General features: G+C 59.8%; 24 protein-coding genes. 11 read left to right on the top strand and 13 right to left on the bottom strand.

The genetic code is table 11. The features are described from left to right. Positions 1-157: 157 nt before the first annotated feature. Positions 158-1,039 carry an EamA family transporter RarD gene (gene rarD / locus NN484_RS25570; protein ID WP_274658238.1) on the top strand — a complete coding sequence of 294 codons (882 nt, stop codon included), beginning with the start codon at positions 158-160 and terminating at the stop codon, positions 1,037-1,039. 120 nt (positions 1,040-1,159) lie between these two features. Here the strand turns inward: rarD and hppD are convergent, their stop codons facing one another. Further along, positions 1,160-2,236, bottom strand: coding sequence for a 4-hydroxyphenylpyruvate dioxygenase (gene hppD / locus NN484_RS25565; protein WP_097089660.1), 1,077 nt, complete (start codon positions 2,234-2,236; stop codon positions 1,160-1,162). Positions 2,237-2,481: 245 nt separating this feature from the next. Next, positions 2,482-3,429, bottom strand: a complete 948-nt coding sequence (locus tag NN484_RS25560) for a DMT family transporter (protein WP_274658235.1) — start codon at positions 3,427-3,429, stop codon at positions 2,482-2,484. A gap of 78 nt (positions 3,430-3,507) precedes the next feature. On the opposite strand from NN484_RS25560, the gene NN484_RS25555 reads away from it, so the two are divergent. The 3 genes from NN484_RS25555 to NN484_RS25545 all read left to right on the top strand — a co-directional run bounded on the left by NN484_RS25555 (position 3,508) and on the right by NN484_RS25545 (position 6,630). Beyond that, a complete protein-coding gene (locus NN484_RS25555; protein WP_274658233.1) occupies positions 3,508-4,380 on the top strand; it encodes a LysR family transcriptional regulator in 873 nt (290 codons plus the stop codon). Positions 4,381-4,495: 115 nt separating this feature from the next. Further along, a complete protein-coding gene (locus NN484_RS25550) occupies positions 4,496-6,031 on the top strand; it encodes an EAL domain-containing protein (RefSeq protein ID WP_274658231.1) in 1,536 nt (511 codons plus the stop codon). Positions 6,032-6,264: 233 nt separating this feature from the next. Then, entirely contained in the window at positions 6,265-6,630 is a 366-nt protein-coding gene (locus NN484_RS25545) for a histone-like nucleoid-structuring protein, MvaT/MvaU family (protein WP_127647126.1), read from the top strand. A 219-nt stretch (positions 6,631-6,849) separates the two neighbouring features. Here NN484_RS25545 and NN484_RS25540 read toward each other — a convergent pair whose 3' ends face one another. Further along, on the bottom strand, positions 6,850-7,368 hold the full coding sequence (locus NN484_RS25540) for a DUF4946 domain-containing protein (RefSeq protein ID WP_127647743.1): 519 nt from the start codon (positions 7,366-7,368) through the stop codon (positions 6,850-6,852). Positions 7,369-7,506: 138 nt separating this feature from the next. On the opposite strand from NN484_RS25540, the gene gloA reads away from it, so the two are divergent. After that, complete coding sequence (gene gloA / locus NN484_RS25535) at positions 7,507-8,055, top strand: lactoylglutathione lyase (protein ID WP_274658228.1); 549 nt, start codon at positions 7,507-7,509, stop codon at positions 8,053-8,055. Positions 8,056-8,200: 145 nt separating this feature from the next. Here the strand turns inward: gloA and ahpF are convergent, their stop codons facing one another. The 3 genes from ahpF to NN484_RS25520 all read right to left on the bottom strand — a co-directional run bounded on the left by ahpF (position 8,201) and on the right by NN484_RS25520 (position 11,534). Continuing rightward, positions 8,201-9,763, bottom strand: a complete 1,563-nt coding sequence (gene ahpF / locus NN484_RS25530; RefSeq protein ID WP_274658226.1) for an alkyl hydroperoxide reductase subunit F — start codon at positions 9,761-9,763, stop codon at positions 8,201-8,203. 132 nt (positions 9,764-9,895) lie between these two features. Continuing rightward, a complete protein-coding gene (gene ahpC / locus NN484_RS25525; protein WP_003224621.1) occupies positions 9,896-10,459 on the bottom strand; it encodes an alkyl hydroperoxide reductase subunit C in 564 nt (187 codons plus the stop codon). Positions 10,460-10,595: 136 nt separating this feature from the next. Continuing rightward, positions 10,596-11,534: a site-specific integrase gene (locus tag NN484_RS25520; RefSeq protein ID WP_274658224.1), complete on the bottom strand. Its 939-nt coding sequence runs from the start codon at positions 11,532-11,534 to the stop codon at positions 10,596-10,598. Positions 11,535-11,711: 177 nt separating this feature from the next. Between NN484_RS25520 and NN484_RS25515 the strand changes: the two genes are divergently transcribed. Then, positions 11,712-12,728, top strand: a complete 1,017-nt coding sequence (locus NN484_RS25515) for a DNA-binding protein (RefSeq protein ID WP_215500210.1) — start codon at positions 11,712-11,714, stop codon at positions 12,726-12,728. On the opposite strand, the gene gorA is transcribed toward NN484_RS25515, so the two are convergent. Next, positions 12,725-14,083, bottom strand: a complete 1,359-nt coding sequence (gene gorA, locus NN484_RS25510) for a glutathione-disulfide reductase (RefSeq protein ID WP_274658221.1) — start codon at positions 14,081-14,083, stop codon at positions 12,725-12,727. The genes NN484_RS25515 and gorA overlap by 4 nt on opposite strands. A 196-nt stretch (positions 14,084-14,279) precedes the next feature. On the opposite strand from gorA, the gene NN484_RS25505 reads away from it, so the two are divergent. Both NN484_RS25505 and NN484_RS25500 read left to right on the top strand, forming a co-directional pair. Further along, positions 14,280-16,526, top strand: coding sequence for a TonB-dependent siderophore receptor (locus tag NN484_RS25505; RefSeq protein ID WP_274658219.1), 2,247 nt, complete (start codon positions 14,280-14,282; stop codon positions 16,524-16,526). A 132-nt stretch (positions 16,527-16,658) separates the two neighbouring features. Further along, positions 16,659-16,868 (top strand): hypothetical protein, encoded by a 210-nt coding sequence (locus tag NN484_RS25500; protein WP_127647114.1) that lies wholly within the window; start codon positions 16,659-16,661, stop codon positions 16,866-16,868. Between the two features lie 84 nt (positions 16,869-16,952). On the opposite strand, the gene NN484_RS25495 is transcribed toward NN484_RS25500, so the two are convergent. From NN484_RS25495 to zapE, 3 genes are all read right to left on the bottom strand, one after another. After that, positions 16,953-17,450, bottom strand: a complete 498-nt coding sequence (locus NN484_RS25495; protein WP_274658217.1) for a GNAT family N-acetyltransferase — start codon at positions 17,448-17,450, stop codon at positions 16,953-16,955. Positions 17,451-17,614: 164 nt separating this feature from the next. Continuing rightward, entirely contained in the window at positions 17,615-18,196 is a 582-nt protein-coding gene (locus NN484_RS25490; RefSeq protein ID WP_215500213.1) for a DinB family protein, read from the bottom strand. A gap of 17 nt (positions 18,197-18,213) precedes the next feature. After that, positions 18,214-19,332, bottom strand: a complete 1,119-nt coding sequence (gene zapE, locus NN484_RS25485) for a cell division protein ZapE (RefSeq protein ID WP_274658215.1) — start codon at positions 19,330-19,332, stop codon at positions 18,214-18,216. A 313-nt stretch (positions 19,333-19,645) separates the two neighbouring features. On the opposite strand from zapE, the gene NN484_RS25480 reads away from it, so the two are divergent. Further along, positions 19,646-21,112, top strand: coding sequence for a nucleobase:cation symporter-2 family protein (locus tag NN484_RS25480; RefSeq protein ID WP_127647106.1), 1,467 nt, complete (start codon positions 19,646-19,648; stop codon positions 21,110-21,112). 65 nt (positions 21,113-21,177) lie between these two features. Next, positions 21,178-21,651 carry an LEA/WHy family protein gene (locus tag NN484_RS25475; protein WP_215500215.1) on the top strand — a complete coding sequence of 158 codons (474 nt, stop codon included), beginning with the start codon at positions 21,178-21,180 and terminating at the stop codon, positions 21,649-21,651. A gap of 3 nt (positions 21,652-21,654) precedes the next feature. On the opposite strand, the gene NN484_RS25470 is transcribed toward NN484_RS25475, so the two are convergent. Together NN484_RS25470 and NN484_RS25465 are read right to left on the bottom strand one after the other, a co-directional pair. Beyond that, entirely contained in the window at positions 21,655-23,226 is a 1,572-nt protein-coding gene (locus tag NN484_RS25470; protein ID WP_274658213.1) for an alkaline phosphatase D family protein, read from the bottom strand. A gap of 89 nt (positions 23,227-23,315) precedes the next feature. Then, complete coding sequence (locus NN484_RS25465) at positions 23,316-24,239, bottom strand: carbon-nitrogen hydrolase family protein (RefSeq protein WP_274658211.1); 924 nt, start codon at positions 24,237-24,239, stop codon at positions 23,316-23,318. Positions 24,240-24,323: 84 nt separating this feature from the next. On the opposite strand from NN484_RS25465, the gene NN484_RS25460 reads away from it, so the two are divergent. Beyond that, a complete protein-coding gene (locus tag NN484_RS25460; RefSeq protein WP_274658210.1) occupies positions 24,324-25,238 on the top strand; it encodes a LysR family transcriptional regulator in 915 nt (304 codons plus the stop codon). 6 nt (positions 25,239-25,244) lie between these two features. On the opposite strand, the gene NN484_RS25455 is transcribed toward NN484_RS25460, so the two are convergent. Further along, the gene (locus tag NN484_RS25455) at positions 25,245-25,499 is read right to left on the bottom strand and encodes a hypothetical protein (protein WP_034155999.1); all 255 of its coding nucleotides are present in this window, start codon (positions 25,497-25,499) and stop codon (positions 25,245-25,247) included. Between the last annotated feature and the right edge of the window lie 71 nt (positions 25,500-25,570).

Below are 25,570 nucleotides of genomic sequence, written 5' to 3'. Positions count from 1 at the left end.
GACTCCCTCTCGCGAGCAGACCGAATCGTCGTACCGTCGCTCCCACAGATTTGTGCTTATCTTCAAGATGTTGGGAATATTGATCACCCGGCCAATATTCAGCACAAAAACCACGTATCCTGCGCGCCCTGTTTGATCACCTACCCGCGAGGACAGTTTGTCTAAAGGTATCGCTTTATCGGTTTCAGCCTCGGTGCTGTTTGCCGTCATGTATTACTACACCTCGCTGCTCACCCCGTTGAGTGGCGTGGAAATCTTTGGCTGGCGGATGCTGCTGACCGTGCCGTGCATGACCGTGTTCATGCTGGTGTCCGGTGAATGGCGGCGGGTGCTGGAATTGCTGCGGCGAGTGGCGGCCTATCCGAAGCTGATCGGCGGCCTGATCGTTTCCGCAGCGTTGCTCGGCGTGCAGCTGTGGCTGTTCATGTGGGCACCGCTCAATGGCTACAGCCTCGATGTGTCGCTGGGCTATTTCCTCTTGCCGCTGGCGATGGTTCTGACCGGGCGCATCGTTTACGGCGACAGCCTGTCGTACCTGCAAAAAATCGCGGTGTTCTTTGCCATTCTCGGCGTAGCCAACGAGCTGTATCGGGTTGGCGGGTTTTCCTGGGCGACCCTGGTGGTCGTGGTCGGTTACCCGCTGTACTTCGTGCTGCGCAAACGCTTGAAGACCGACCACCTCGGCGGTTTGTGGGTCGACATGACACTGATGCTGCCGGTGGCGTACTGGTTCGTGCAGGGTGGCGAGCAAGGCTTTGGCGTGTTCGACCAGTACCCGGGCCTGCTGTGGCTGATTCCGCTGCTCGGTCTGATCAGCGCGTCGGCGCTGGTGGTGTACATCATCGCCAGTCGCTTGCTGCCGTTCAGCCTGTTCGGCCTGCTCAGCTACGTCGAACCGGTGTTGCTGCTCGGTGTCGCTCTGCTGCTCGGTGAGAGCATCAAGGCCGGTGAGTGGCTGACCTACATTCCGATCTGGCTCGCCGTTGTGGTGCTGGTCTTCGAAGGCTTCAAGCACCTGATGCGCCAACGCAGAGCCTAAAAGCAAAAGATCGCAGCCTTCGGCAGCTCCTACAGGGAATGGATTCCAATGTAGGAGCTGCCGAAGGCTGCGATCTTTTGATCTTGAAAAAGCCTGACATAAGCCAGGCTTCTTTATGGATTACTCCGTCGCGAGCACACCACGACGCACCTGGTCACGCTCGATCGATTCGAACAGTGCCTTGAAGTTGCCCTCGCCGAAACCATCGTCGCCTTTGCGCTGGATGAATTCGAAGAACACCGGGCCCATCAGGGTTTCCGAGAAGATCTGCAGCAGCAGGCGCTTGTCGTCCGGGTTCGAAGAACCGTCGAGCAGGATACCGCGCGATTGCAGTTGATCCACCGGCTCGCCGTGGTTCGGCAGACGGCCTTCGAGCATTTCGTAGTAGGTGTCCGGCGGCGCGGTCATGAAACGCATGCCGATCTTCTTCAACTGATCCCAGGTCTTGATCAGGTCATCAGTGAGGAACGCTACATGCTGGATGCCCTCGCCGTTGAACTGCATCAGAAACTCTTCGATCTGCCCGGCGCCCTTGGACGACTCTTCGTTCAGCGGGATGCGGATCATGCCGTCCGGCGCGGTCATCGCTTTCGAGGTCAGGCCGGTGTACTCGCCCTTGATGTCGAAGTAGCGGATCTCGCGGAAGTTGAACAGTTTCTCGTAGAAGTTGGCCCAGTAGGCCATGCGGCCGCGGTACACGTTGTGGGTCAGGTGATCGATGATCTTCAGGCCCGCACCGACCGGATTGCGGTCAACGCCTTCGATGAACACGAAGTCGATGTCATAGATCGAGCTGCCTTCGCCGAAACGATCGATCAGGTACAGCGGTGCGCCGCCAATGCCTTTGATCGCTGGCAGGTTCAGCTCCATCGGACCGGTTTCGATGTGGATGGGCTGAGCGCCAAGTTCCAGGGCACGGTTGTAGGCTTTCTGTGAATCCTTGACGCGGAACGCCATGCCGCACACCGACGGGCCATGCTCGGCGGCGAAGTACGAGGCCACACTGTGCGGTTCGTTGTTGAGGATCAGGTTGATCGCGCCCTGACGGTACAGGTGCACGTTCTTGGAACGGTGGGTCGCGACTTTGGTGAAGCCCATGATCTCGAAGATCGGCTCCAGGGTGCCAGGAGTCGGCGATGCGAACTCGATGAACTCAAAGCCCATCAGGCCCATTGGGTTTTCGTATAAATCGGTCATGGTGACGCCTCATCATTCTTATCAATTAACCAGAGTTAGTTGTCAGTAATGCTGAGACCGGCGGGAGGTGCGCAGGAGATGCCTCGCACACTGCGGGCGAGGAAGTCACCATAGATCAGTTGAAACCCGAATATCTTCATTGTCGACCCAAGGCTCTTGCGGGCGAGGCTTCTGCTGCCAGAAGACGATTATTATTGTATGCGTAAACCGATTCTACACAGCGTAAATAGGGTTGTCTGCCCTCTCTATAAAATCCGCCTTTTTGGCGCCCGTGCAAGGGGTTTGTTGCACAGGTAAATCCCCGCCAGCACCAACCCGCCGCCCAGGCACAGGGTCAACGTCAGTTGTTCGCCGAGCAACAGCGCGCCGAGCAGCACCGCCGTTAATGGATTCAGGGCAATGAACACACCGGAACGGGTCGCGCCGATTTTGCGGATGCCGTCGTAATAGCCGATGTACGCCAGCGCCGAGCCGAGTACGCCGAGGTAGATCAGGCTCAGCCATTGTGGCGTGCCGAGGTTGATCAAGGCGGCCGCGCTCACCTCGCCGCGCAGCACCGCCAGCAGCCAAAGCATCACCGTGCCGATCAACACGGAAAACGTCACGGTCTGCAGCGGGCCGAGGGACTGGTTCAAACCCCGGGAACACAGCGAATAAACACCCCAGCCCAATACGCAGCCAAGAATCAACAGATCGCCGATCCACGCATTCGGTGTCGCAGCGAGCAATTGCGGGTTACGGCTGACGATCACCAGAGTGGCGCCGATGATGCAGAGCACGATGCCGACGACTTTCACTCGCCCCAGACGTTCCTTGAACAACAACCATGAGCCCAGACCGATCACCGCCGGATTCAACGCAACAATCAACGAAGCGCGCGAAGCGTTGATGTAGTGCAGGCCATAAAAGAAGCACAGGTTGTAGAAGAAAATCCCGAAGAACCCCAGCAGCGTCAATTGCAGCCATTGCCGGGGCGTGGGCCGTGCCAGCGGGATTCGCGCGATCCACAGAAACCCCAGCAGCGCCGCACTGGCAAGCAGGAAGCGCAGGCTGGCGGCGAACATTGGGCTGAGGCTGCCCGCCAGAAAACGTCCGGCGACAAAGGTTCCGCCCCAGATCATGGTCACGGCTGCGAGGGTCAGATAAACCGGGCGGTCGGAGGCTGTTGTGTGGGCTTGCTCAACGTTGCGCATGACACTCCAAACGAAAGAAGCTGAAGGATGGCGTATCATTCACCTCATTCCTTGTCATCGTAAAATGAGCAAACACTCATGACCCTCACCCAACTGGAGATCTTCTCGCTGGTCGCCGAACTGCGCGGTTTCACCCTCGCCGCCCATCGTCTGGGAGTTTCGCAGTCGGCGGTGTCGCATGCGATGAAGTCGCTGGAGCAGGAGCTGGGGGTCGAACTGTTACGCCGGCATCCGTCGCAAATCGAACTCACCGACATCGGCGAGCAATTGCTGCAGCGCGCGCGGGCCATGCTCGGTCTGGCCAACACCTTGCGCCAGGAGGCGGCCGATGCGCGCGGCATGAAAAGCGGCACATTGCGCATTGGCTCGTTCGGCCCGACCTCATCGATCAAGTTGCTGCCGAAAATTCTGCAGCGCTATCGCCAGGCGCATCCGGGCATCGAAGTGCATATTGACGAGGGGCCGGATCGGCAGATCGTCCAGTGGCTGGAAGAGCGGCGGATCGACATCGGTTTTGTGGTGTTGCCCGAGGAACGCTTTGACACCTTTGCCCTGACTGCAGACCAGATGGTTGCCCTGCTCCCGCTCAATCATCCATTGGCCGCGTCCCCGGCGCTGAGCCTCAAGGACCTGTGCGTCGATCCGTTTGTGCTGACCGAGGCTGGCTCATCGGAACTGGTTTCGCGCTTGTTCAATGCCGCGCGCCTGCAACCGAACATCCGCTACCGCTGCTCACAATTGCTCAGTACGCTGGACGTCGTCGGCCGAGGCGACGCAATCACTGTCGTCGCCGAAGGCTCGTTACCGGACGCTGCGTCACCGCGTTACCTGAAGAAGCCGCTGGTGCCTGCGGTGCAGCGGCAGATCGGCCTCGCGGTCCTCGATCAGCGCCAGGCGTCTCCTGCCACGCTGGCTTTTATCGAACTGGCGACGCGGATCTACCAACCGTGAGCGGCACAAGCTTCAACGGCCATCTATCATCCCTTTTGACTCCGCTGTTTTGCACAGGCGCGCCGTTGCCCGGCCTGCGTTCAAGAGTTCCACTCCATCGCGACAGGATGCGCCCATGCCCTTGACCGCCAGACCCCGCCGCAAACGTAGCGTGCGCATCATTGTGACTTTGCTTTGCGGTTTACTGCCCGTGCTGCTGGGCACAGGGATTCTGTACATGCAGGCCGAGCGCACCTTGCAGCAAAGCACGCAACACACTGCCGAAGAAGCGTTGCGCCAGTTCGAACTGATGCTCGACAACACCGCCCAGGCGGCCAGCGATTTATTGCCACTGGCCGGCCAGCCCTGCGACAGCGTGAAACTGGCGCTGCGTGAACAAGTGACCCGTCGGCCCTTCGTGCGCTCGACCAATCTGGTGTGGGACGACAACCTCTACTGCAGCTCGCTGTTCGGTGAGTTCAAGGAAACCGTCAACCCGGGCGATTACGCCCAGGGCAAACTGTGGTTGATGAACGGCAACCCCGTCACCCCCAACACCGCGCTGGTGGTGTATCGGCTCAGCGACGGTCGCGGCGGCGTACTGACTACGCTCGATGGCTATCACCTGAGCAACGTGCTGCGCCTGATCGGCCGGGATACGCTGCTGTTACTGCAAGTCGCAGATAACTGGCTGTCCGCCGACGGCAAGGTACATCAGGGAGCCCTGCCGGCGTTGCCGGTGGCGCAGAGCATGCTGGCGTCTTCGCGCTATGCCTTCAGTGTCAGCGCCGGTTTCCCGCAAGGCGAAACCTGGCGCTACATGGCCAACGAGTACCCGCCATTGTTCAGCCTGCTGATATTTTTCGGCGTGGTGTCGGGCGCTATCGGCCATGTCCTGCAACGGCGCTCCACCTCGCCCAGCCACGAAATGCTCCGCGCACTGGAGGCTGGCGAGTTCATTCCCTACTTCCAGCCGGTGGTGCACGGCGACAGCAAGAAATGGTCCGGCGCCGAAGTGCTGATGCGCTGGAACCACCCCAAGGAAGGCCTGGTGCGCCCGGATCTGTTCATTCCGTTTGCCGAGCATTCGGGCCTGATCGTGCCCATGACCCGTTCCCTGATGCAGCAGACTGCCGCCCTGCTCGGCCCGCTGTCTTCAGGCTTCGACAAACCGTTCCACATCGGCGTCAACATCACCGCCAGCCATTGTCAGGACCTGCAACTGGTCGACGACTGCCGCGAGTTTCTTGCGGCGTTTGCCCCCGCCAGCATCAACCTCGTGCTGGAGTTGACCGAGCGCGAGCTGATCGAGCCGACCGACATCACTCATCAACTGTTCGAGCAGCTGCATACGCTGGGCGTGATGATCGCCATCGACGACTTCGGTACCGGGCACTCGAGCCTGGGTTACCTGCGAACATTCAACGTCGACTTTCTCAAGATCGATCAAAGCTTCGTGGCGATGATCGGAATCGATGCACTGTCGCGGCATATTCTCGACACGATTATCGAACTGTCGGCCAAGCTCGATCTGGGTATTGTTGCCGAAGGTGTAGAAACGCAGGCACAAGCGGACTATCTGACCGCGCACCACGTCAACTTCCTGCAGGGCTATCTGTTCGGAAAACCCATGCCCGGCACCGACTTCATCGATGCATTAAGTCATCATTAACTAAAACGAATTAAGCCCGGCGCTACGATCGGGCGCACCAAATTGATACAAAACACCACTGTTGTTACATGACGACAACAACAGGATTTACTCTTGGCGCATTAACTACTACAATTTTTTCAGCCTGTGCAAGATTGGCAGGTGAGCCATTATCACCGAGTCGCTTCAAGGCTCTTGGCTTATAGCTTTGTTTGCGGTTGGTATCAGCCAAACACACTATTGGAGTAAAGATATTGTCCAGACTCGCTGAATTTCGTGCAGCTGAAAAGGCCCTTCAGGAACAGCTCAAGCAGTTGGAATCGCTGAAGAACGATGCCGGGCTCAAGAAAGAAATCGAATTCGAAGAAAAGCTCCAGGGGCTGATGAAAACCTACGGCAAAGGCCTGAAAGACATCATCGCCATCCTCGATCCGAACCCGGGCAAATCCGGTTTGCAAGTGTCTGCCGCACCGAAAACCCGCCGCGCTCGCGTGGTCAAGGTTTATCACAACCCGCACACCGGTGAACTGATCGAAACCAAGGGCGGCAACCACCGCGGCCTGAAAGCCTGGAAGGAACAGTACGGTGCCGCCACCGTTGATTCCTGGTTGCGCGGTTAATCTTGCGTCAACAAACAAGCCCTGCTGTATGCAGGGCTTTTTTTTCGACAATATCTAACAAAAGCAACGGTTTCTGCCGGGCTAGTTGCGAAGCCGCTTTAACACCCACAAAACGTCCGCCTAAACATTTTGCGCCGGGATGTTGCCAGCGTAACCTGCGCTAAACTTTGTGCTTAATGCCTTCGGGTATCTAATACCCACCGGGCAGCGAACAGAGGCTTAAAGTTTCAAGCTGTTTCTCGCGGCGACTATTTCGTCGGCGCTTGCCTTATAAACCTCAGCCTGACCGGCGTAAGAAAGTACATAAGCCTTATCCGCCCCGACCGCAGCGACCAATGTTTGCGACAACACATGTCGGCCGTTTTCAGTGATCGTACAAGTGGTTTCCAGTGCATCCAGAGCGCCGAGCTTCGCCGGGTGCACCTTGTTGCAAACACTCTGATAACCGCCCTGGAAGAAGTCCTTCTGAATCGACTTGCGCATCTCCAGCAGAACGCCTGGCACATTGACCTGATGACCAGCTTCGACCTGGGACATGGTCAACTCCATCACCATGACCTGATTGCCATCGGCGTCGTTTTTCACCGCACGCTGGCGCGACACCTGAGGCGATGTTTCGGGCAACGCCTGGACTTCCCAACCCGCAGGCCAGGTGATGCTCGGCTGATCCGCCAGTGCCGGAACGGCCAGCAGCGACGAAAAAATCACAACGAACAGCGCTTTGAACGGTCGGATCATTACCAGAGACACCCGCAAATAGAGCGTGAAGTCTGAGGCCCGCCCATCCACAGAGCAAGCCGCGCTTTCGGTTTGGCGATGCCGGCCCGCATGCGTATCATTGCGCCCATTCACTCGCCCCATTGTTACGGAGGGCCTATGAGCCTGCACGAACTGAACACTTTCCCCGGCGTCACCGCCACTCCAGACAGCGCAACCCGCAACTTCGTCTTCAACCACACCATGCTGCGCGTGAAAGACATCAGCAAATCGCTGGACTTCTACACCCGCGTACTGGGTTTCTCGCTGGTCGAGAAGCGTGACTTCCCGGAAGCCGAATTCAGCCTGTACTTCCTCGCTCTGGTCGACAAGGCGCAGATCCCGGCCGACGCCGCTGCCCGCACTGAGTGGATGAAGTCGATTCCCGGCATCCTCGAACTGACCCACAACCACGGCACCGAAAACGACGCCGATTTCGCCTACCACAACGGCAACACCGACCCGCGCGGCTTCGGCCACATCTGCATCTCGGTGCCGGACATCGTTGCCGCGTGTGCGCGTTTTGAAGAACTGGGCTGCGACTTCCAGAAGCGTTTGACTGACGGCCGCATGAAAAGCCTGGCGTTCATCAAGGACCCGGATGGCTACTGGGTTGAAATCATTCAGCCTGCACCGCTGTCTGACGACACAAACCTCCTGCAGGCGTGAGCCTGCTCGCGATAGCGGTGTACCAGTCAATGAAATGTTGAATGCACTATCGCTATCGCGAGCAAGCTCACGCCTACAATTGAATATGCGTCAGGCATAAAAACCCATGATCGCTCATGGGTTTTTTCGTTTCAGCGGCTGACGTTTACGCTGGAGCCGACATACGGATCAAGTGATCGAACGCGCTGAGGGAAGCCTTGGCGCCCTCGCCCACTGCAATCACGATCTGCTTGTACGGCACGGTGGTCACGTCACCGGCAGCGAAGATACCCGGAATCGACGTTTCGCCACGATTGTCGACGATGATTTCACCACGCGGCGACAGCTCGATGGTGCCTTTGAGCCAGTCAGTGTTAGGCAGCAAGCCGATCTGCACGAAGATCCCTTCCAGCTCGACAGTGCGCAGCTCGTCGCTGTTGCGATCCTTGTAACGCAGGCCGTTGACCTTCTCGCCGTTACCGGTGACTTCCGTGGTTTGCGCACGGGTGATCACGGTGACGTTCGGCAGGCTGTGCAGTTTGCGTTGCAGGACAGCGTCGGCACGCAATTGCACGTCGAACTCCAGCAGTGTCACATGCGCCACGATACCGGCCAGGTCGATGGCCGCTTCAACGCCGGAGTTACCGCCGCCGATTACCGCCACGCGCTTGCCTTTGAACAGCGGGCCGTCGCAGTGCGGGCAGTACGCCACGCCTTTGTTGCGGTATTCCTGCTCGCCCGGCACGTTCATCTCACGCCAGCGCGCACCGGTCGCCAAAATCACGCTCTTGGCTTTGAGGGTCGCACCGCTGGCGAAGTGGACTTCGTGCAACTCGCCGTTCTTGCCCGGGATCAGCCTGTCGGCGCGTTGCAGGTTCATGATGTCGACGTCGTATTGCTTGACGTGTTCTTCCAGCGCAGTCGCCAGTTTCGGGCCTTCGGTTTCCTGCACGGAAATGAAGTTCTCGATGGCCATGGTGTCCAGCACCTGACCGCCGAAACGTTCAGCCGCGACACCGGTGCGAATGCCTTTACGCGCCGCATAGATAGCTGCCGAAGCACCGGCCGGGCCACCGCCGACCACCAGCACATCAAAGGCTTCTTTGGCGCTGATTTTCTCGGCCTGACGCTCGATGGCGCCGGTGTCGAGTTTGGCGAGGATTTCTTCCAGACCCATGCGGCCCTGACCGAAGTTCTCACCGTTGAGGTAGATGCTCGGCACGGCCATGATCTTGCGATCGTTGACTTCGTCCTGGAACAGCGCGCCGTCGATGGCGACGTGACGGATGTTCGGGTTCAGCACCGCCATCAGGTTCAGCGCCTGGACCACGTCCGGGCAGTTCTGGCACGACAGCGAGAAGTAAGTCTCGAAGTTGAACTCGCCCTTGAGCGAACGGATCTGTTCAATCACTTCGACACTGGCCTTCGATGGGTGGCCGCCGACTTGCAGCAGGGCCAGCACCAGGGAAGTGAATTCGTGGCCCATCGGGATGCCGGCGAAGCGCAGGCTGATGTCGGCACCCGGGCGGTTGATCGAGAACGACGGCTTGCGGGCATCGTTACCGTTGTCGATCAGGGTAATCTGGCTCGACAGACTGGCAACGTCTTTGAGCAATTCAAGCATTTCCCGGGATTTCGCACCGTCGTCGAGGGAAGCAACGATCTCGATCGGCTGGGTGACCCGTTCCAGGTACGATTTCAACTGGGCTTTAAGATTGGCGTCCAACATACGGGCGATCTCCTGTGTCTTTATTCGAGGCGAAAAAAAGCCCGAGCGAATCTCGCCCGGGCTTTTTTAATGGGCGGTGCAGCTTACTGAGGTAGGTGCGGAGTCCCGCCCTGTGTTGCGTGTCGCACAGACTTAGATCTTGCCGACCAGGTCCAGGGACGGAGCCAGAGTGGCCTCGCCTTCTTTCCACTTGGCTGGGCAGACTTCGCCTGGGTGAGCAGCAACGTACTGAGCAGCCTTGATCTTGCGCAGCAGCTCGGAAGCGTCACGGCCAACGCCGCCATCGTTCAGTTCAACGATTTTGATCTGGCCTTCAGGGTTGATCACGAAGGTGCCACGGTCAGCCAGGCCAGCTTCTTCGATCAGCACGTCGAAGTTGCGGGAGATGACGTGGGTCGGGTCGCCGATCATGGTGTATTCGATTTTGCCGATGGCTGGCGAAGTGTTGTGCCAGGCGGCGTGGGCAAAGTGGGTGTCGGTCGAAACGCTGTAGATTTCCACGCCCAGTTTCTGGAACGCAGCGTAGTTGTCGGCCAGGTCTTCCAGCTCGGTTGGGCAAACGAAGGTGAAGTCGGCTGGGTAGAAGAACACTACGGACCATTTGCCTTTCAGGTCAGCGTCCGAGACTTGTACGAAGTCGCCGTTTTTGAACGCGGTAGCTTTGAACGGTTTTACTTGGCTGTTGATGATAGGCATTGATGACTCTCCGTCAGGGTTGTGAATTCGATGGGTGAATCCTACCCACTCACTCGACGGATGGCTCATTGGCAAACCTGATGCTGCTGATTTGTTTTCGCTATTAGCTGACTGTATTAATAGAAGAAAACCATATCTAAGACGAAGCCGGGTTATCCGTAATCCGAGCCATCCCGTGGAAGGGGCTGGCTTCAACATAGCGCATGGCTGACTTCATATCCTTCCAGCCGACGTAACTCATCAGCGATTTCAGATCCCAGCCGCTTTGATGCGCCCACGTGGCAAAGCCCCGGCGCAGGGAGTGGCTGGTGTAGCGCTCGGCACTGATCCCGGCACGTTCCAGCGCCTGGCGCAGCAAGGGAATGACACTGTTGGCGTGCAAGCCCTCCTCGCTCAGATGGCCCCAGCGGTCGATGCCGCGAAACACCGGACCGCGCACCAGCGCCGCTTCGGTGATCCAGTCGATGTACGCCTGCACCGGACACAGCTTGAGCAGCGCCGGCGCCTGATAGGTCTGCCCGAGGTTTTCACGGTCGCCCTTGCTGCGTGGCAAATACAAGGTGATGCCACTGCCGGCGTGCGCCTGCACATGCTCGATCTGCAGACGGCACAGCTCATCGCTGCGAAAGCCGCGCCAGAAGCCCAGCAGAATCAGCGCCCGGTCGCGATAGGCCTTGAGCAGCTGCGGGCGATCCTGCTGCTGCCGGGCACTGCGCGCTTCCTGCTCCAGCCAGTCGACCACTTGTTGCAGGTCGTGCAGCTGCAGCGGTTCGGCCTGTTTTTCCTGCGCCGGGTGCAGCGCGCGAATGCCTTTGAACACCTTGCGCACCACCGGTGCCTTGGTCGGATCGGCAAACCCCTGGCTGTTGTGCCATTGCACCAATGCCGACAAACGCAGCTTCAGCGTATTGATCGACAACACCCCGGCATGCTCGACCAGGTAACGCGCAACGCTGTCAGCCGTCGCCGGCAGGAAGCCACCCCACTTCACTTCAAAGTGTTCGATTGCCGAGCGATAGCTGCGGCGGGTGTTGTCACGGGTGGCGGCTTGCAGATAGCGATCGATATCGCTCATGGGCAGTGTTCTCGCTGGCGTACTGATTCAAGGCTCAAAAAAGCAATTTAAGCACCTGACATTGGGTAATACCAGTATATCCCGCGTCTTTATAATCAATCATTTAACTTTATTTTCAGCGTGGTACACTGCGTACTTTGGTGGCATGTACCACAGCACGAAACGGTAGGAGTTCACATGGCCCGTGGCGGCGTAAATAAAGCGGTGGTCCAGATAGCGCGCACAGCGATTCTGGCCCGAGGCGAACACCCCAGCATCGATGCAGTACGCATCGAATTGGGCAACACCGGTTCGAAAACCACGATCCATCGCTACCTGAAAGAGCTGGACGACGGCAGTCAACCGGTCGAAGCGTCCGCAGAACCGATCAACGACGAGCTGACGGCACTGGTCTCGCGCCTTGCCCAGCGCCTGAAAGAACAAGCGCAAGAGCCCATCGAACACGCCCGTGAGCAGTTCGAGGAACAGCGCGAAACGTTGGAAGCGGAACTCAAGCAAGTACGCCAGGCACTCGAACAACTGGAGCAACAACACGACATTCAAGGCGCAGCGCTGGCCAAGGAGTCCGAGGCGCTGAACGAAACCCGCTCGATGCTGCAGACCGAACAGACGCGCAACGCCGGACTGAACCAGGCACTGGCCGACTTCGAGTTGCGCTTGCAGGACAAGGACGAGCAGATCCGCTCGCTGGAAGAAAAGCACCTGCATGCCCGCGACGCGCTGGAGCATTATCGCAATGCCACCAAAGAACAGCGCGAGCAGGAACAGGCTCGCCACGAAGGGCAGCTCCAGCAATTGCAGATGGAGCTGCGTCAGGCACAACAGAGTGCGCTGGTGCGTCAGGACGAAATCACCCAGCTGCACCGTGACAACGAACGCCTGCTCACCGAAAACCGTGGCACCCAGCGCGAACTGAGCCTGATGCAGGATCAGCTCAAGCACAGCAACCAGCGCCAGGATCAACTGCTGGAGCAAGCCAGCCGCGTCGACAGTGAACGCACCCTCCTCCAGGAACGCCTGCGCGTGGCCGTGCTGGAAAGTCAGACACTGAAACAGGATGCCGACGAACAGCGGCAGCTCAATCAGTCACTGGAAAAGGAATTGACCAAGACTCAGGCGAGCCTCGAAGACAGCCTGCGTCTGGCCGCTACCGTTGCGGCAGCGCCAGACACAGCCAAACCGAAGGACGCTTAAGCGCCAACCGGTGTACGCAGGGTGACGAACTCTTCGGCGGCCGTCGGGTGAACCCCGATCGTGTCGTCGAAGTCTCGCTTGGTGGCACCGGCCTTCAGTGCAATCGCCAGACCCTGGACGATTTCTCCGGCGTCCGGGCCGACCATGTGGCAGCCGAGCACTTTGTCGGTCTTGCCGTCGACCACCAGCTTCATCAGGGTTTTCTCCTGGCACTCGGTCAGGGTCAGCTTCATCGGCCGGAAGCGGCTCTCGAAAATCACCACCTCGTGACCCGCTTCCCGCGCCTCTTCTTCGGTCAGGCCAACCGTGCCGATGTTGGGCAGGCTGAACACCGCCGTCGGGATCATCTTGTAATCCACCGGCCGATATTGCTCAGGCTTGAACAGCCGACGCGCCACCGCCATGCCTTCGGCCAACGCCACCGGCGTCAGTTGCACACGCCCGATCACATCGCCCAGCGCCAGAATCGACGGCTCGCTGGTCTGGTATTGCTCGTCGACCTTGATGAAGCCCTTGTCGGTGAGCTGCACATCGGTGTTTTCCAGACCCAGGTTGTCCAGCATCGGACGGCGCCCCGTGGCGTAGAACACGCAGTCGGCGTCCAGCACGCGACCATCCTTGAGGGTCGCCTTCAGGCTGCCGTCAGGCTGTTTGTCGATGCGCGCGATGTCGGCGTTGAATTGCAGATCCATGCCGCGCTTGGTCAGTTCTTCCTGCAGATGCTTGCGCACCGAACCATCGAAACCACGCAGGAACAGATCACCGCGATACAGCAGCGTGGTGTTCGCGCCCAGGCCGTGGAAGATCCCGGCAAACTCGACAGCGATGTAACCGCCACCGACTACCAGCACACGTTTCGGCAGCTCTTTGAGGAAGAACGCCTGATTGGAACTGATCGCGTGCTCGTGCCCCGGAATCTCCGGGATCTGCGGCCAGCCACCAGTGGCGATCAGAATGTTCTTCGCGGTGAAGCGCTCACCGTTGACCTCGACCTCATGCGGGCCGACGATCTTCGCGTGCGCCTCATGCAAGGTCACGCCGCTGTTGACCAGCAGGTTGCGATAAATGCCGTTGAGGCGATTGATCTCGCGGTCCTTGTTGGCGATCAGGGTCGCCCAGTCGAAGTTCGCTTCACCCAGACTCCAGCCGAAACCGGACGACTGTTCGAAGTCTTCGGCGAAATGCGCGCCGTACACCAGCAGTTTTTTCGGCACGCAGCCGACGTTGACACAGGTACCGCCCAGATAACGGCTCTCGGCCACCGCCACTTTCGCGCCGAAACCGGCGGCAAAGCGCGCCGCGCGTACACCGCCGGAACCGGCACCAATCACATAAAGGTCAAAATCGTAGGCCATTGCTATCTCCTCGGCAGGCCATCAGCATACCCGCCGCGCTCCATTGGGCAAGCGCTGTGCGCAGCTTTTGAGCCTGATCGGCGATTCCGCGAAACATCTACAGATAATAATATTTCTCGTTTGACACTAAATCGCCGGGCTGCACCTCGTCTTTGAACCAACGGATTTTTCTCTCGAAGACAAGGAGTCGGCTGCGATGTTCGCGCCCATCACCCGTTCCATGACCCTCACTTTCGGCCTGTGCAGTGCAGCGTTGAGTCCCGAACTGCTGGCTGAAACCGACCCTGAAACAACACCGCAATCCGCCGCCCAGGCCCTGGAACTGGCCGCCACCAGCGTCAGCGCGCAAGGCTTGGGCGTCAACACCGAGAACACCGAGGCCTACACCACCGGCGCGATGAGCAGCGCAACGCGGATGAACCTGTCGATCAAGGAAACCCCGCAATCGGTGTCGGTGGTGACGCGTCAGCAAATGGACGATTTCAAACTCGGCACATTGTCCGAGGCGATGAGCCAGACCACCGGCATCGTGGTGCAGCACAACGACTCGGATCGGGTCAGCTATTCGGCACGCGGCTACTCGATCAACAATTTCCAGATCGACGGCATGCTGAACACCTTCAGCTACATGAAGTCCGACGCCGACACCATCATCTACGACCGGATCGAAGTGGTGCGCGGCGCGACCGGGCTGACCACCGGTGCGGGCGATCCCTCGGCGACGATCAACATGGTGCGCAAACGTCCGACCACGCAGCTGCAGGCATTGGCGGGTGTCAGCGGCGGCAGTTATGACGACTACTACAGCTACGTCGATGTCGGCGGCCCGCTGGCATTCGAGGGTCGCTTGCGCGGGCGCACGGTGCTGGCCTACCGCGACAGCCAGTCATTTCGCGACAAGTACGCGCTGCAACGGGAGGTCGGCTACGGCATCCTGGAAGCCGACCTGACCGACTCCACGGTACTGGCAGTCGGTTATGACTATCAGGACAAACAGGTTCAGGGCACCTCGTGGGGCACCGTGCCTTATTGGAACGCCGAGGGTGGCAAGGCCGGACTCGGCCGCTCGACCAACATGGCCACTTCCTGGAGTTCCTGGCCGCTGCGCGACAAGACTGCCTTCGCCACCCTCGACCAGCAGTTGGCGGGCGGTTGGCACCTGAAGGCCGCCTACACCCATCGCAAGAGTGACACCGAGGGCAAGATTTACTACGGCGGTGGCGGCTTCCCCGAGGCCGATCGCAGCGGCATGTCCGCCAACACCAGCCACATGGCCGGCGATCAAACCATGAAAGCCTACGACTTCAATGTATCGGGCCCCTACTCGCTGCTGGGGCGCGAGCACGAAATGATGTTCGGCTACGGCGAAGCCGAACGTCGTTCGGATGATCCTTACACCATCGCCGGCGCGGTGCCGGCCGGCTACGAAAACATCCGCGACTGGAAGTACATGGGCGATATCGGCAAATTCCCGGACACCGTGACCGGCCTCAGCGGCTTCAAGGATTACACCCGGCAAAAGGCCGGCTACCTGGCGACCCGGCTGAGCCTGACCGATGAACTGCATGTCGTGCTCGGCAGCCGCTATGGCAGCTGGAAAACGGCCAGCACCACCAACGCCTACGACGATAACCTGCAACTGAGCAGCGTCGACAAAAGCAGCCAGCAACACAACGACATGTGGACGCCCTACGCCGGCCTGCTGTATGACCTGACGCCGGAATACACCGTGTACGTCAGCTACACCGATATCTTCAAACCACAAACCAAGCGCGATGCCAGTCGCAAATACCTCGAGCCGGTAGTCGGCAGCAACTACGAGATTGGCCTCAAGGGCAGCCTGCTCGAAGAACGCCTGAACCTCTCCACGGCGCTGTTCTGGAGCAAGCAGGACAACGTCGCCGAACTGGACGATTCGGTGGCGCCGGACCCGGTCACCGGCGAGGAGTTTTTCAAATCCGGCGGCAAGGGCAACAAGGTCAACGGCTTCGAGGCAGAAGTTTCCGGCGAACTGCTCGACGGCTGGAACATGACCGCCGGCTACACCTACACCCACTCGGTCAACGGTGAAAAACAGCGTACCAACACCAACCAGCCGCTGAACATGTTCCGGGTGTCCACGGCCTATCGCCTGCCGGGCAACTGGCACGCACTGACCGTCGGTGGTGCGGTGAACTGGCAAAGCGATGTGTATGGCGCGTCCAACCGTCCGGTCGGTCGCGGCGCCAATGGCCGGATCATCACCGAACGCGCGCGGATCAATCAGGACGCCTACACCGTGGTCAAGCTGATGTCGCGCTATGAGTTCGACCAACACCTGTCGGCATCGCTGAACGTCGATAACCTGTTCGACAAGAAGTATTACGACAACGTCGGTTTCTACAACGGCGTGTACTGGGGCGACCCGCGCACGGTGACGCTGAGCCTGGACTGGAAGCTCTGACCCGACGGTTCGCAACCCTGCGCTCAAACCCTGGCGACGGTGTTAACCCCGAGTTAATTCGCGCCAGGGAGACTGCGCCCCGAGATCTGTTTCATGGACGAACGGCTCCCACGTTTTTCAGTAGGAGGCACCATGAACACCACCACCGCCATTCTCGCCGGGCTACTCGCCCTCGGTTCCGCCAGCGCCTTTGCCGAGGGCGGCGCCGAACGCATGCGGCATTACTACGACAACTTCCCGGTCCATAGCGCGCAGAGCGAGCAGCAGACCGAATCCAAAGCTGCGGAGCTAAAGGTTCCTAACGATCAGACCGCGCAAGTCACCGAGTCTTATCGCAACTGATTTATCGAGCAACCGATGGACCTCCGATGGCTCCGCTCTGGCCTTGGAGACGACAGTTGGGCGCCCCGTTTCGGGCGCCTTTTTTTATGCCTGCAGATCCTTGATCCAGAACAGCATGCGGCCATGCTCCGGATTGAACATCCCGGGGGCGAAACCGAATTTGCGGTAGGAACTCTGCGCCACCGCGTTGCCTTCGAGCACTTCCAGAGTGATCTTGCAGCAACCGCGCTGGCGGGAGATTTCCTCAACCTTGCGCAGCATTTTCTGGCTCAGGCCGAGGCCGCGAAACTTCGCCACCACCGCCACGTCGTGAACATTGACCAGCGGCTTGCAGGCAAACGTCGAGAAGCCTTCAAAGCAGTTCACCAGCCCTGCCGGCTCACCGCCGACGAACGCCAGCACACTGAATGCATGGGGCCGACGGGCCAGCTCTTCAGGCACACGACGCAGCAGTTCGGGGGCAAGCGACTCGCCGCCACCCATGGGATCTTCTGCGTAATGATTGAGCACGATGCCGATGGCTTCGGCGTGCAGTGGATTGGTGTAGCTGGCTTGCAACACAAGAATTTCTGCGGAATCCATTTCCATCCCCGATCATGACCCCGGCGCGCAAGGTGCGCGCCTGAAAGGCTGCTCGACCATAACGCGAGGCTGCTGTGGGCCACAACCCGACAAGCTCAAAAGATCGTCCGATAGCGAGTAACTCCAGGAGCTGCCGAAGGTTGCGATCTTTTGATTTTCAAACGTCAGTGCCCCCAGATCAGCTCTTCCGTCCAGCCCAGTTCGGCAAAGTCCTGAGCACGCAATCGGGCCTCGCCCGCGGGAAAGAACTCATCCAGCTGCGGCGGCTTTATCGAGGTTTCGCTGAGCATCGCGTGCACCTGGCCACGATGATGGATCTGGTGCTCGAACAGGTGCGAGAGCATACGCAGGCGACTGTCGTGCTGCGGCGTTTCCCGGGCGATGGTGACGATCCGCCCCAGTTCGGCATCGCGCAGTTGTTCGCAATAAGCGATCAGCCGACGGTCCACATGCGCCTGTTCCTCGCGCAGCGGTGCGGCCTCGGTGAACGGTTCATCACGGTTGAAAAACACATAGCAATCGGGATGCGGCTCGTCACCGCGCAACTCGCGTTCCAGCGCGTCGACGTAGAACCAGTCGCAGGTCAGGATGTGGTTGAGCGTGAGGCGGATGCTCGGAAAAAAGCTCACCCGTGGCGCCGCCAGAGCGTCAGCGTCGAGCTGGCCCCAGGCTTTGCCGAGGCGATGATTGGCCCACGCGTTCTGGTAGGCCATGGTCAGTAAATGATGAGACAGCGGCTGGCTCATGCTTGCGCCCTCTTCGCTCAGGATTCGGCAAAACGCTGCAACTGCATCTCTTGCAAACGGCTGAGGGTGCGCCGGAACGGGAACTCCAGATACCCCTCGGTATACAGCGCCTCCATCGGCACCTGAGCCTCGATGTACAGCGGGACTTTACGGTCGTAACACTCGTCCACCAATGCGATGAAGCGGCGCACACCGTCATCGTGTACCGACAGTTGCGGCAACTCACGGTCACCGGCCACCACCTGCGCCGAGCCGTCTTCGGTACCGCGGGCGATACGTCCTTCGCGCTTCTGTGCGCTGAGGTTCGGCACTTCGCTCAACAGAATAGACCGGTAGCGGTCACACAGCGCGATGAAGTCCATGGCGGCGAACGGTTGCTCGCAAAGCTCGGCATAGCGGCACCAGAGCACCGATTCGCTGGCCTGCACCACGTTCAATATCCGATGGCCGACGGGCACCGGTTCTGCACTGGCGGCTTGCCCGGCACAGAGTGACTGGAAGACCGGTTGCAGCGCACTGGCCTGTCCCGGCGTGGCGACAAAATAACGCTGCAGGCCCGCGCCCGGATGCAGGCGATGATCCTCGGCGCCATTCACCGCAACGACTTGCATGTGCGCCTTGATCGCGGCAATCGCCGGGACAAACCGCTCCCGGTTGAAACCATCGGCGTACAGCTCATCCGGCGGCAGGTTGGAGGTACAAACCACGACCACGCCTTCGTCGAACATCACCTGAAACAGGCGTCCGAGGATGATCGCGTCGCCAATATCGTTGACGAACAGTTCGTCAAAACACAGCACCCGCACTTCGGCCGCCAGCTCTTTGGCCAGCACCCGCAGCGGATCAGCGGTCCCGGTCAGCTGGAACGAGCGCTGATGCACCCAGCCCATGAAGTGATGAAAGTGCTGACGCCGGGCTGGCACCCGCAGGCTCTGATAGAACTGATCCATCAACCAGGTCTTGCCGCGCCCGACCGGGCCCCACAAGTACACGCCGGTGACCGACCGGGCACCGGCGTGCAAGGCTTCATGGCATTTTTGCAGCGCCCAGACCGCATGTTCCTGAGCTTCATCCTGGATGAAACCCTTGTGCTCGATCGCGTGTTGCCAGGCGCTTAGGGGGGAGTCGAAAGTCATGCGCGGCAGTATGCCACGAAGCCTGTAGGGAAACGCCCCTCCCTGTAGGAGCTGTCGAGTGCAGCGAGGCTGCGATCTTTTGACTTTGTTTTTTAAGATCAAGATCAAAAGATCGCAGCCTTCGGCAGCTCCTACACCAGCCTCCTGTTGGAACTGCCGAAGGCTGCGATCTTTTGATTTCAAGGAAAATCCTTTCCAGCCCAATAAAACCTGACCTTTCAGGCAGTTTTTGCTCGTTGCCCTTGCCGCCCGCTTCCGGCATCCTGCGCCTCCATTTTCTGACCCGGCCCCGCCTCGCGGCGCGCAAAACACCATGACCGCCTCTGAAAAAGTCCCGCGCAACAACGATCTGATCTACGGCCTCAACGACCGTCCGCACCTGACCGCCACCGTATTCGCCGCGCTGCAACACGTGCTGGCCAGCTTCGTCGGCATCATTACCCCGACCCTGATCATGGGCGGCGCCCTGGGCCTGCAAAGTGAAATTCCCTACCTGATCAGCATGGCGCTGTTCGTCTCCGGCCTGGGCACTTTCGTCCAGGCGCGGCGTTTCGGCCCGGTCGGCTCCGGTCTGCTGTGTCTGCAAGGCACCAGTTTCTCCTTTATCAGCGTGATTCTCAGCGCCGGTTTCATGGTCAAGGCCCGAGGCGGCGGCACCGATGAAATCCTCTCGACGATCTTCGGTGTGTGCTTTTTCGCCGCGTTCATCGAAGTGGTGCTGAGCCAGTTCATCGGCAAACTGCGGATGCTGATCACCCCGGTGGTCACAGGCACCATCATCACCCTGATGGGCCTGTCGCTGATCAAAGTGGCGATGACCGACATCGCCGGCGGCTTTGGTGCTGCCGATCTGGGCGCCGCCAGCCATGTGTTTCTCGCGGCGCTGGTGCTGGGCACCATCGTCGTGTTGAACCGGGTCGATGTGCCGTTTCTGCGTCTGGGCGCCATCGTCATTGGCCTGACCCTTGGCTACGTGGTCGCGTGGCTGATGGGCACCGTGGATTTCGCCAACCTGCCCGAGGTGCCGCTGGTCAGCGTGCCGGTGCCGTTCAAGTACGGCTTCAACTTCGACTGGGTAGCGTTCGTGCCAGTGGCGGTAATCTTCCTGGTATCGCCGCTGGAAGCGGCCGGTGACCTGACGGCCAACTCGATGATCTCCCGGCAACCGGTGAAAGGCCCGCTGTACATCCGCCGGATCAAGTCCGGTCTGCTCGCCGACGGCCTCAACTCGGCCATGGCGGCGGTGTTCAACAGCATGCCGATGGTGACGTTTGCGCAGAACAACGGCGTGATCCAGCTGACCGGCGTCGCCAGCCGCTACGTGGCGTTCTTCATCGCTGGCCTGCTGGTGTTGCTGGGGCTGTTCCCGATGATCGGCGCGGTGCTGCAACTGATGCCCAAACCGGTGCTCGGTGGTGCCGAACTGGTGATGTTCGGCACCGTGGCCGTGGCCGGGATCAAGATCCTCGCCGAGGCCGGGTTGCATCGGCGCAACATGCTGATTGTGGCGATTTCAGTCGGCATGGGCCTGGGCATCGCCGCCGTGCCGGAAGTACTGCGCGAGTTGCCGCAAGCGCTGCGCAACATCTTCGAATCGCCGATCACCGTCGGTGCGTTGTGCGCTATCGTGCTGAATATCTTCCTGCCGGAAGAGTTCATGGAGCTTGAGGAAGACGATTTCGATCCGGAAGCGTCGATTCTGCAGGTCATGGAAAACCCCGATCTGCCGGCCAAAGCTGAACCTGCATCCGCAGCGGCGGTCGCACAGTTGAACCGCTGACGCTGCGCCTTGAACAAAGGGCTGAGCCGGCAACGGTTCAGCCCTTTTTCGTTGAGAGACTGTTTATGCGCCGCGTCCACGCCGTCATCCTGTCCCTGCTGCTGTTGTCCCTGAGCGCCTGCGCGCTGTTCCCCAACCGTGACCCGGTAAACGTCAACGTGGTCGGCATCGAACCGTTGCCAAGCCAGGACCTGGAAGTGCGCTTCGCGATCAAGTTGCGGGTGCAGAACCCCAATGAGACGGCCATCGATTACAACGGCATCGCCCTGGATCTGGAGGTCAATGGCCGACCCTTGGCCTCGGGCGTCAGTGATCAGATCGGTTCGATTCCGCGTTTCTCGGAAACCGTGGTCAGCGTGCCGGTGAGCGTTTCCGCGTTCTCGGTGCTGCGCCAGACGCTGGGCCTGAGCCAGACGCAAACCCTCGATAACCTGCCCTACGTACTGCGCGGTAAACTGGCAGGCGGCTTGTTTGGCACCCTGCGTTTTGTCGACAGTGGCAAGCTCAGTCTGCCGCGAGCGAGCAGCGCCACCTGGTGAGATTCATGACACGTGTTTGACCGGGTCAATCACCTGCGTCACCCAGTGCTCCGAGCCTTCCACATGCCAGTTGACCCACAGTCGGTCCTTGTCGCTCTTGTCCTTTTCGTCCGGCTCGATGGCCAGCCAGTTGCGCGCCGCAATCAGATATCGCCCGCGAGCCCCAAGCGGCAGCATGGTGCCGGTAATTGCATAATCGATCTGCTCCTGGCCGGCGCCCAGGGTTTCGAGAAAATACACCGCCAGTGCCGGCGGCGATGGATGCACGACGCCGGTCGAAATCAATTGATAGATCGTGCCTGCGCCATCAACGCCATGTTGCGTCAGCTTCGACTCGATCACACATGCTCCGGCCACGTGCACATCACCGGACAACAGAGTGACTTTGCACCGCTGCCGACTGGCGAAGTCGAGTAACCGCATGATCAGCCGTTTGCGCTCGTCGCGGTGCGGCAGACTGCGCCAGTGATCGCGCAAATCATCTTCCAGTTCCTGCCGCCCCGGCACCAGATCCAGAGCCTTTTCCGCTGCCTGCAAATCCAGGTACCCCACCGGAATACTCGACATCACCAGCAAATGTCGATGGTTCTTGAGTTGATCCAGCCAGTTGTAGAGGGCCGTCCAACTGGTCGCTGAAATGATCCGGGTCTTCTGAAAGACCGGTTTCGTCAGATCGGGCGCGCGTTCGCTGCGCAGATCCGGCACCAGCAATGCCAGGTCGCCCAGACCGGTAAACCCCAGATGGAAGCCGTCGGCCGTGCCTGCGATCGCACAGGGGTGAACATCACCGGGAGTAGCCTGGCTCGGAGCGGGCTGGATCAATTGCTGCTGGAAAATCCTGAAGTAGCGCTTGGCCGTGGCAAACAATCCCTGAAACACCGGACAGCCATGCAATCCCTCATCATAGGAACCCCAGCCATCAATAATGTCGTGGTCGTCCCACATCATGATGGTCGGAATCGCGCTGAACATTCTGGCGACTTCGGGCTGCTTCCAGCGCTCTAGATACAGACGACTGAAAAAGCTGTCGAGCTCGCTTTCGATGGTTTTGCTGTAGACCGCCTTCTCGCGTTCGGCAAAGGATCTGGCAAACCAGGCTTTCATCGAAGGGACAGTCAGGCGCATCTCATCGCTGTAAATCTGATCGCCTCCCATCAACAGCAAATGGTAGGGCTGATGCTGGTGTGCGCCCCACATGTCGTCCCAGCGCTCATTGTTGCGATCAACCTTCTCCATGTCCTTGGGATCGGAGAAGCCGTTGCAGGAGACATACGCCATGCGCGGCGACTGCCCACTGGGCGGAACGACAAAATTGGCCTGTTGGCCAGCGATCTCGACGGTATACGTCGTCGCGACCTTGGCTTGCTTGATGCTGAAATCCACGCGCCACACCCGCTGCTTGGGGGCCAGCAGCGGGATATCCGCCAACGCCAGCGGTTTGGACGCCGTCACGCCGCTGGGTGGCGTTACACCGGGTTGCGGATCACCGAGGGGTTGAACCACCAAGGCTGAGAGTGAGTAGACGTTTTTGGCAGTTCCGCGAAATTGCAGAATGGGTCCAAGTAGCACGCTCATGGTTCGTCCTGATCCGTCGTGAGGGTGGGATTCGTACGATCAGCCTAGTCGAGAATCGCCAACTCACCGCCCTCGCCCACGCCGACGTCTCAAGCGGTGAAACGCACGCCCGGCCTGGCGCGTTCGTCAACGGACAACTCAAACACATCCGGCCGCGCATAGTGGCCGACCACATCGTAGTCATACCGCGCCCGAACCAATTCGTCGGTATCGATTTGCGCCGTGAGCAATCCTGCCTCCCCACGCAATGGCCCGGCCAGCACATCGCCCATCGGCCCGACAATCACGCTGCCACCGGCAATCAACGGCCGATCCGCCGGCCAGTTGGCAATCTCCACCCCCAGCTCATTCGGCGAGGCCTGGACCTGGCAGGCACTGACCACAAAGCAGCGGCCCTCATGGGCGATGTGACGCATGCTGACCTGCCACATCTCACGCTCGTCCACCGTCGGTGCACACCAGACTTCAATGCCCTTGGCGTACATCGCCGTGCGCAGCAGCGGCATCATGTTTTCCCAGCAGACCACGGCGCCGAGCCTGCCGACCTGAGTGTCGAGCACCGGCAGCGTCGAGCCATCGCCTTTGCCCCAGATCAGCCGTTCGGTGCCGGTCGGCATCAGTTTGCGGTGCTTGGCCACCAGTCCCGCCTGTGGATCGAAATACAGCGCGGTGCAATACAGCGTGCTGCCGGCGCGTTCGATCACGCCGATCACCAGATTGGCCCCGGTGCGCGCTGACAAACCGGCCAACGCCTCGGTTTCGGCCCCCGGCACATCGATGGCGTTGGCGAAGTAACGGGCATAGGCCTCGCGGCCCTCGGGCAAGCGATAGCCCAACTGGGTACCAAAGCCTTCGCCTTTCGGGTAACCACCGAGCAACGCTTCAGGCATCACCACCAACGCCGCGCCGGACTCGCTGATCGCGCCTTCCCAGCTCAGAATCTGTTCCAGGGTTTCACCTTTGCCACCGGGCAAGGCACCGATCTGCAGGGCAGCAACAATTGATTTGGGCATCGCGTTCACTCCATCGGGTTCAAGTGTTGCCGATTCTGCGGCGGCGACGGATCATGAATAAAGACCGAATCACTGCTGAATGATATGAACCATATGAATATCGCCACGATTGACCTCAACCTGCTGAAAGTCTTCGAAGCCTTGCATGAAGAGTCCAGCGCCAGCCGTGCGGCGCTGCGGCTGGGCGTGACGCAATCGGCGGTCAGCGCGGCGTTGCGCCGGTTGCGTGAGGTGTATGGCGACCAGTTGTTCGTGCGTACCGGTCGCGGACTGGCGCCGACGCTCAAGGCCAATCAACTGAAACCGGTGGTCAGCGAGGCGCTGAACAAATGTCGACAAAGTCTGGCGATGGTTGACCCGACGGCGCATCACTACGAAGGCCGCTCGGTGACGGTGGGCCTGTCAGATGATTTCGAGATCGCTTATGGCCGGCGCCTGATCGAAGAAATCGCCCGCCGCGCGCCCAAGCTGCGGCTGATCTTCCGTCAGACCCACAGCCAGATCGTCGCCCGCGCCCTGATGGAGCGCAGCATTGACCTGGCGATCACCGCCGGCGGCTTTGCCGAACGCCTGCTCAGCCGGCAGGTGCTGGGCGAAGGGGATTATGCGTGTCTGGTCGACCCGGGTAGCCTGACCGCCGGGCAACAGTCGATCGACTTGCAGGAGTTTGTTTCCCGTGAACACATTCTGGTGTCCTCGGGAGGCTTTATCGGCATCACCGATGAGGGTCTGGCGGCGCTGGGCCTGAGTCGCCGGGTCTGCGCTTCGACCACGCATTTTGCGGCGCTGCCGCATCTGCTCAAGGGCAGCGGCGCGGTGGCAACGATCCCGACGCATGCCGCCCAAGCCATCGCGGCCCTCAGCGGACTGGTGCTGCTGCCCTGCCCGCTGGCCTTGCCGCGTTACCCGGTCGAACTGGGCTGGCGCACCAGCACGCAGATCGATCCGATGGTGATCAAGGTACGCGAGGCGATTGTGGCGGCGTTCAACACGCCGTAAGCGCGTTTACTTGTTGGCCGCCATCAGCCGGTTGACTTCACTGCGCACCATGTTGGCGAATTCCGGCGGGGACATGCCATCGAGCTCGGCGCGCACCCACTCGGCCCATTTGCCCTTGCGCTTGCCGCGTTCGCCAAACAACCGCGCGGCTTCGCCTTTGGCTTTGCCCAGATTGTTCTGCCAGAGTTCGAACAGACGGGATTTCTCGTCTTCCAGCGCTGCGCGCTCGGCGAGGGGTTTGTCGGCCAGATTGAAACTCATGGGGAAATACCTGCTGCGTAAAATGGCGACATCTTACACGCTCGACGGAAATCTCCTGCGCAGGTTTTTCT

Origin of the sequence: Pseudomonas serboccidentalis (assembly GCF_028830055.1) — a bacterium.
In the GTDB taxonomy this organism is placed as follows: Bacteria; Pseudomonadota; Gammaproteobacteria; order Pseudomonadales; family Pseudomonadaceae; genus Aquipseudomonas; species Aquipseudomonas serboccidentalis.
This window is presented reverse-complemented; position numbering and strand designations above follow the sequence as displayed.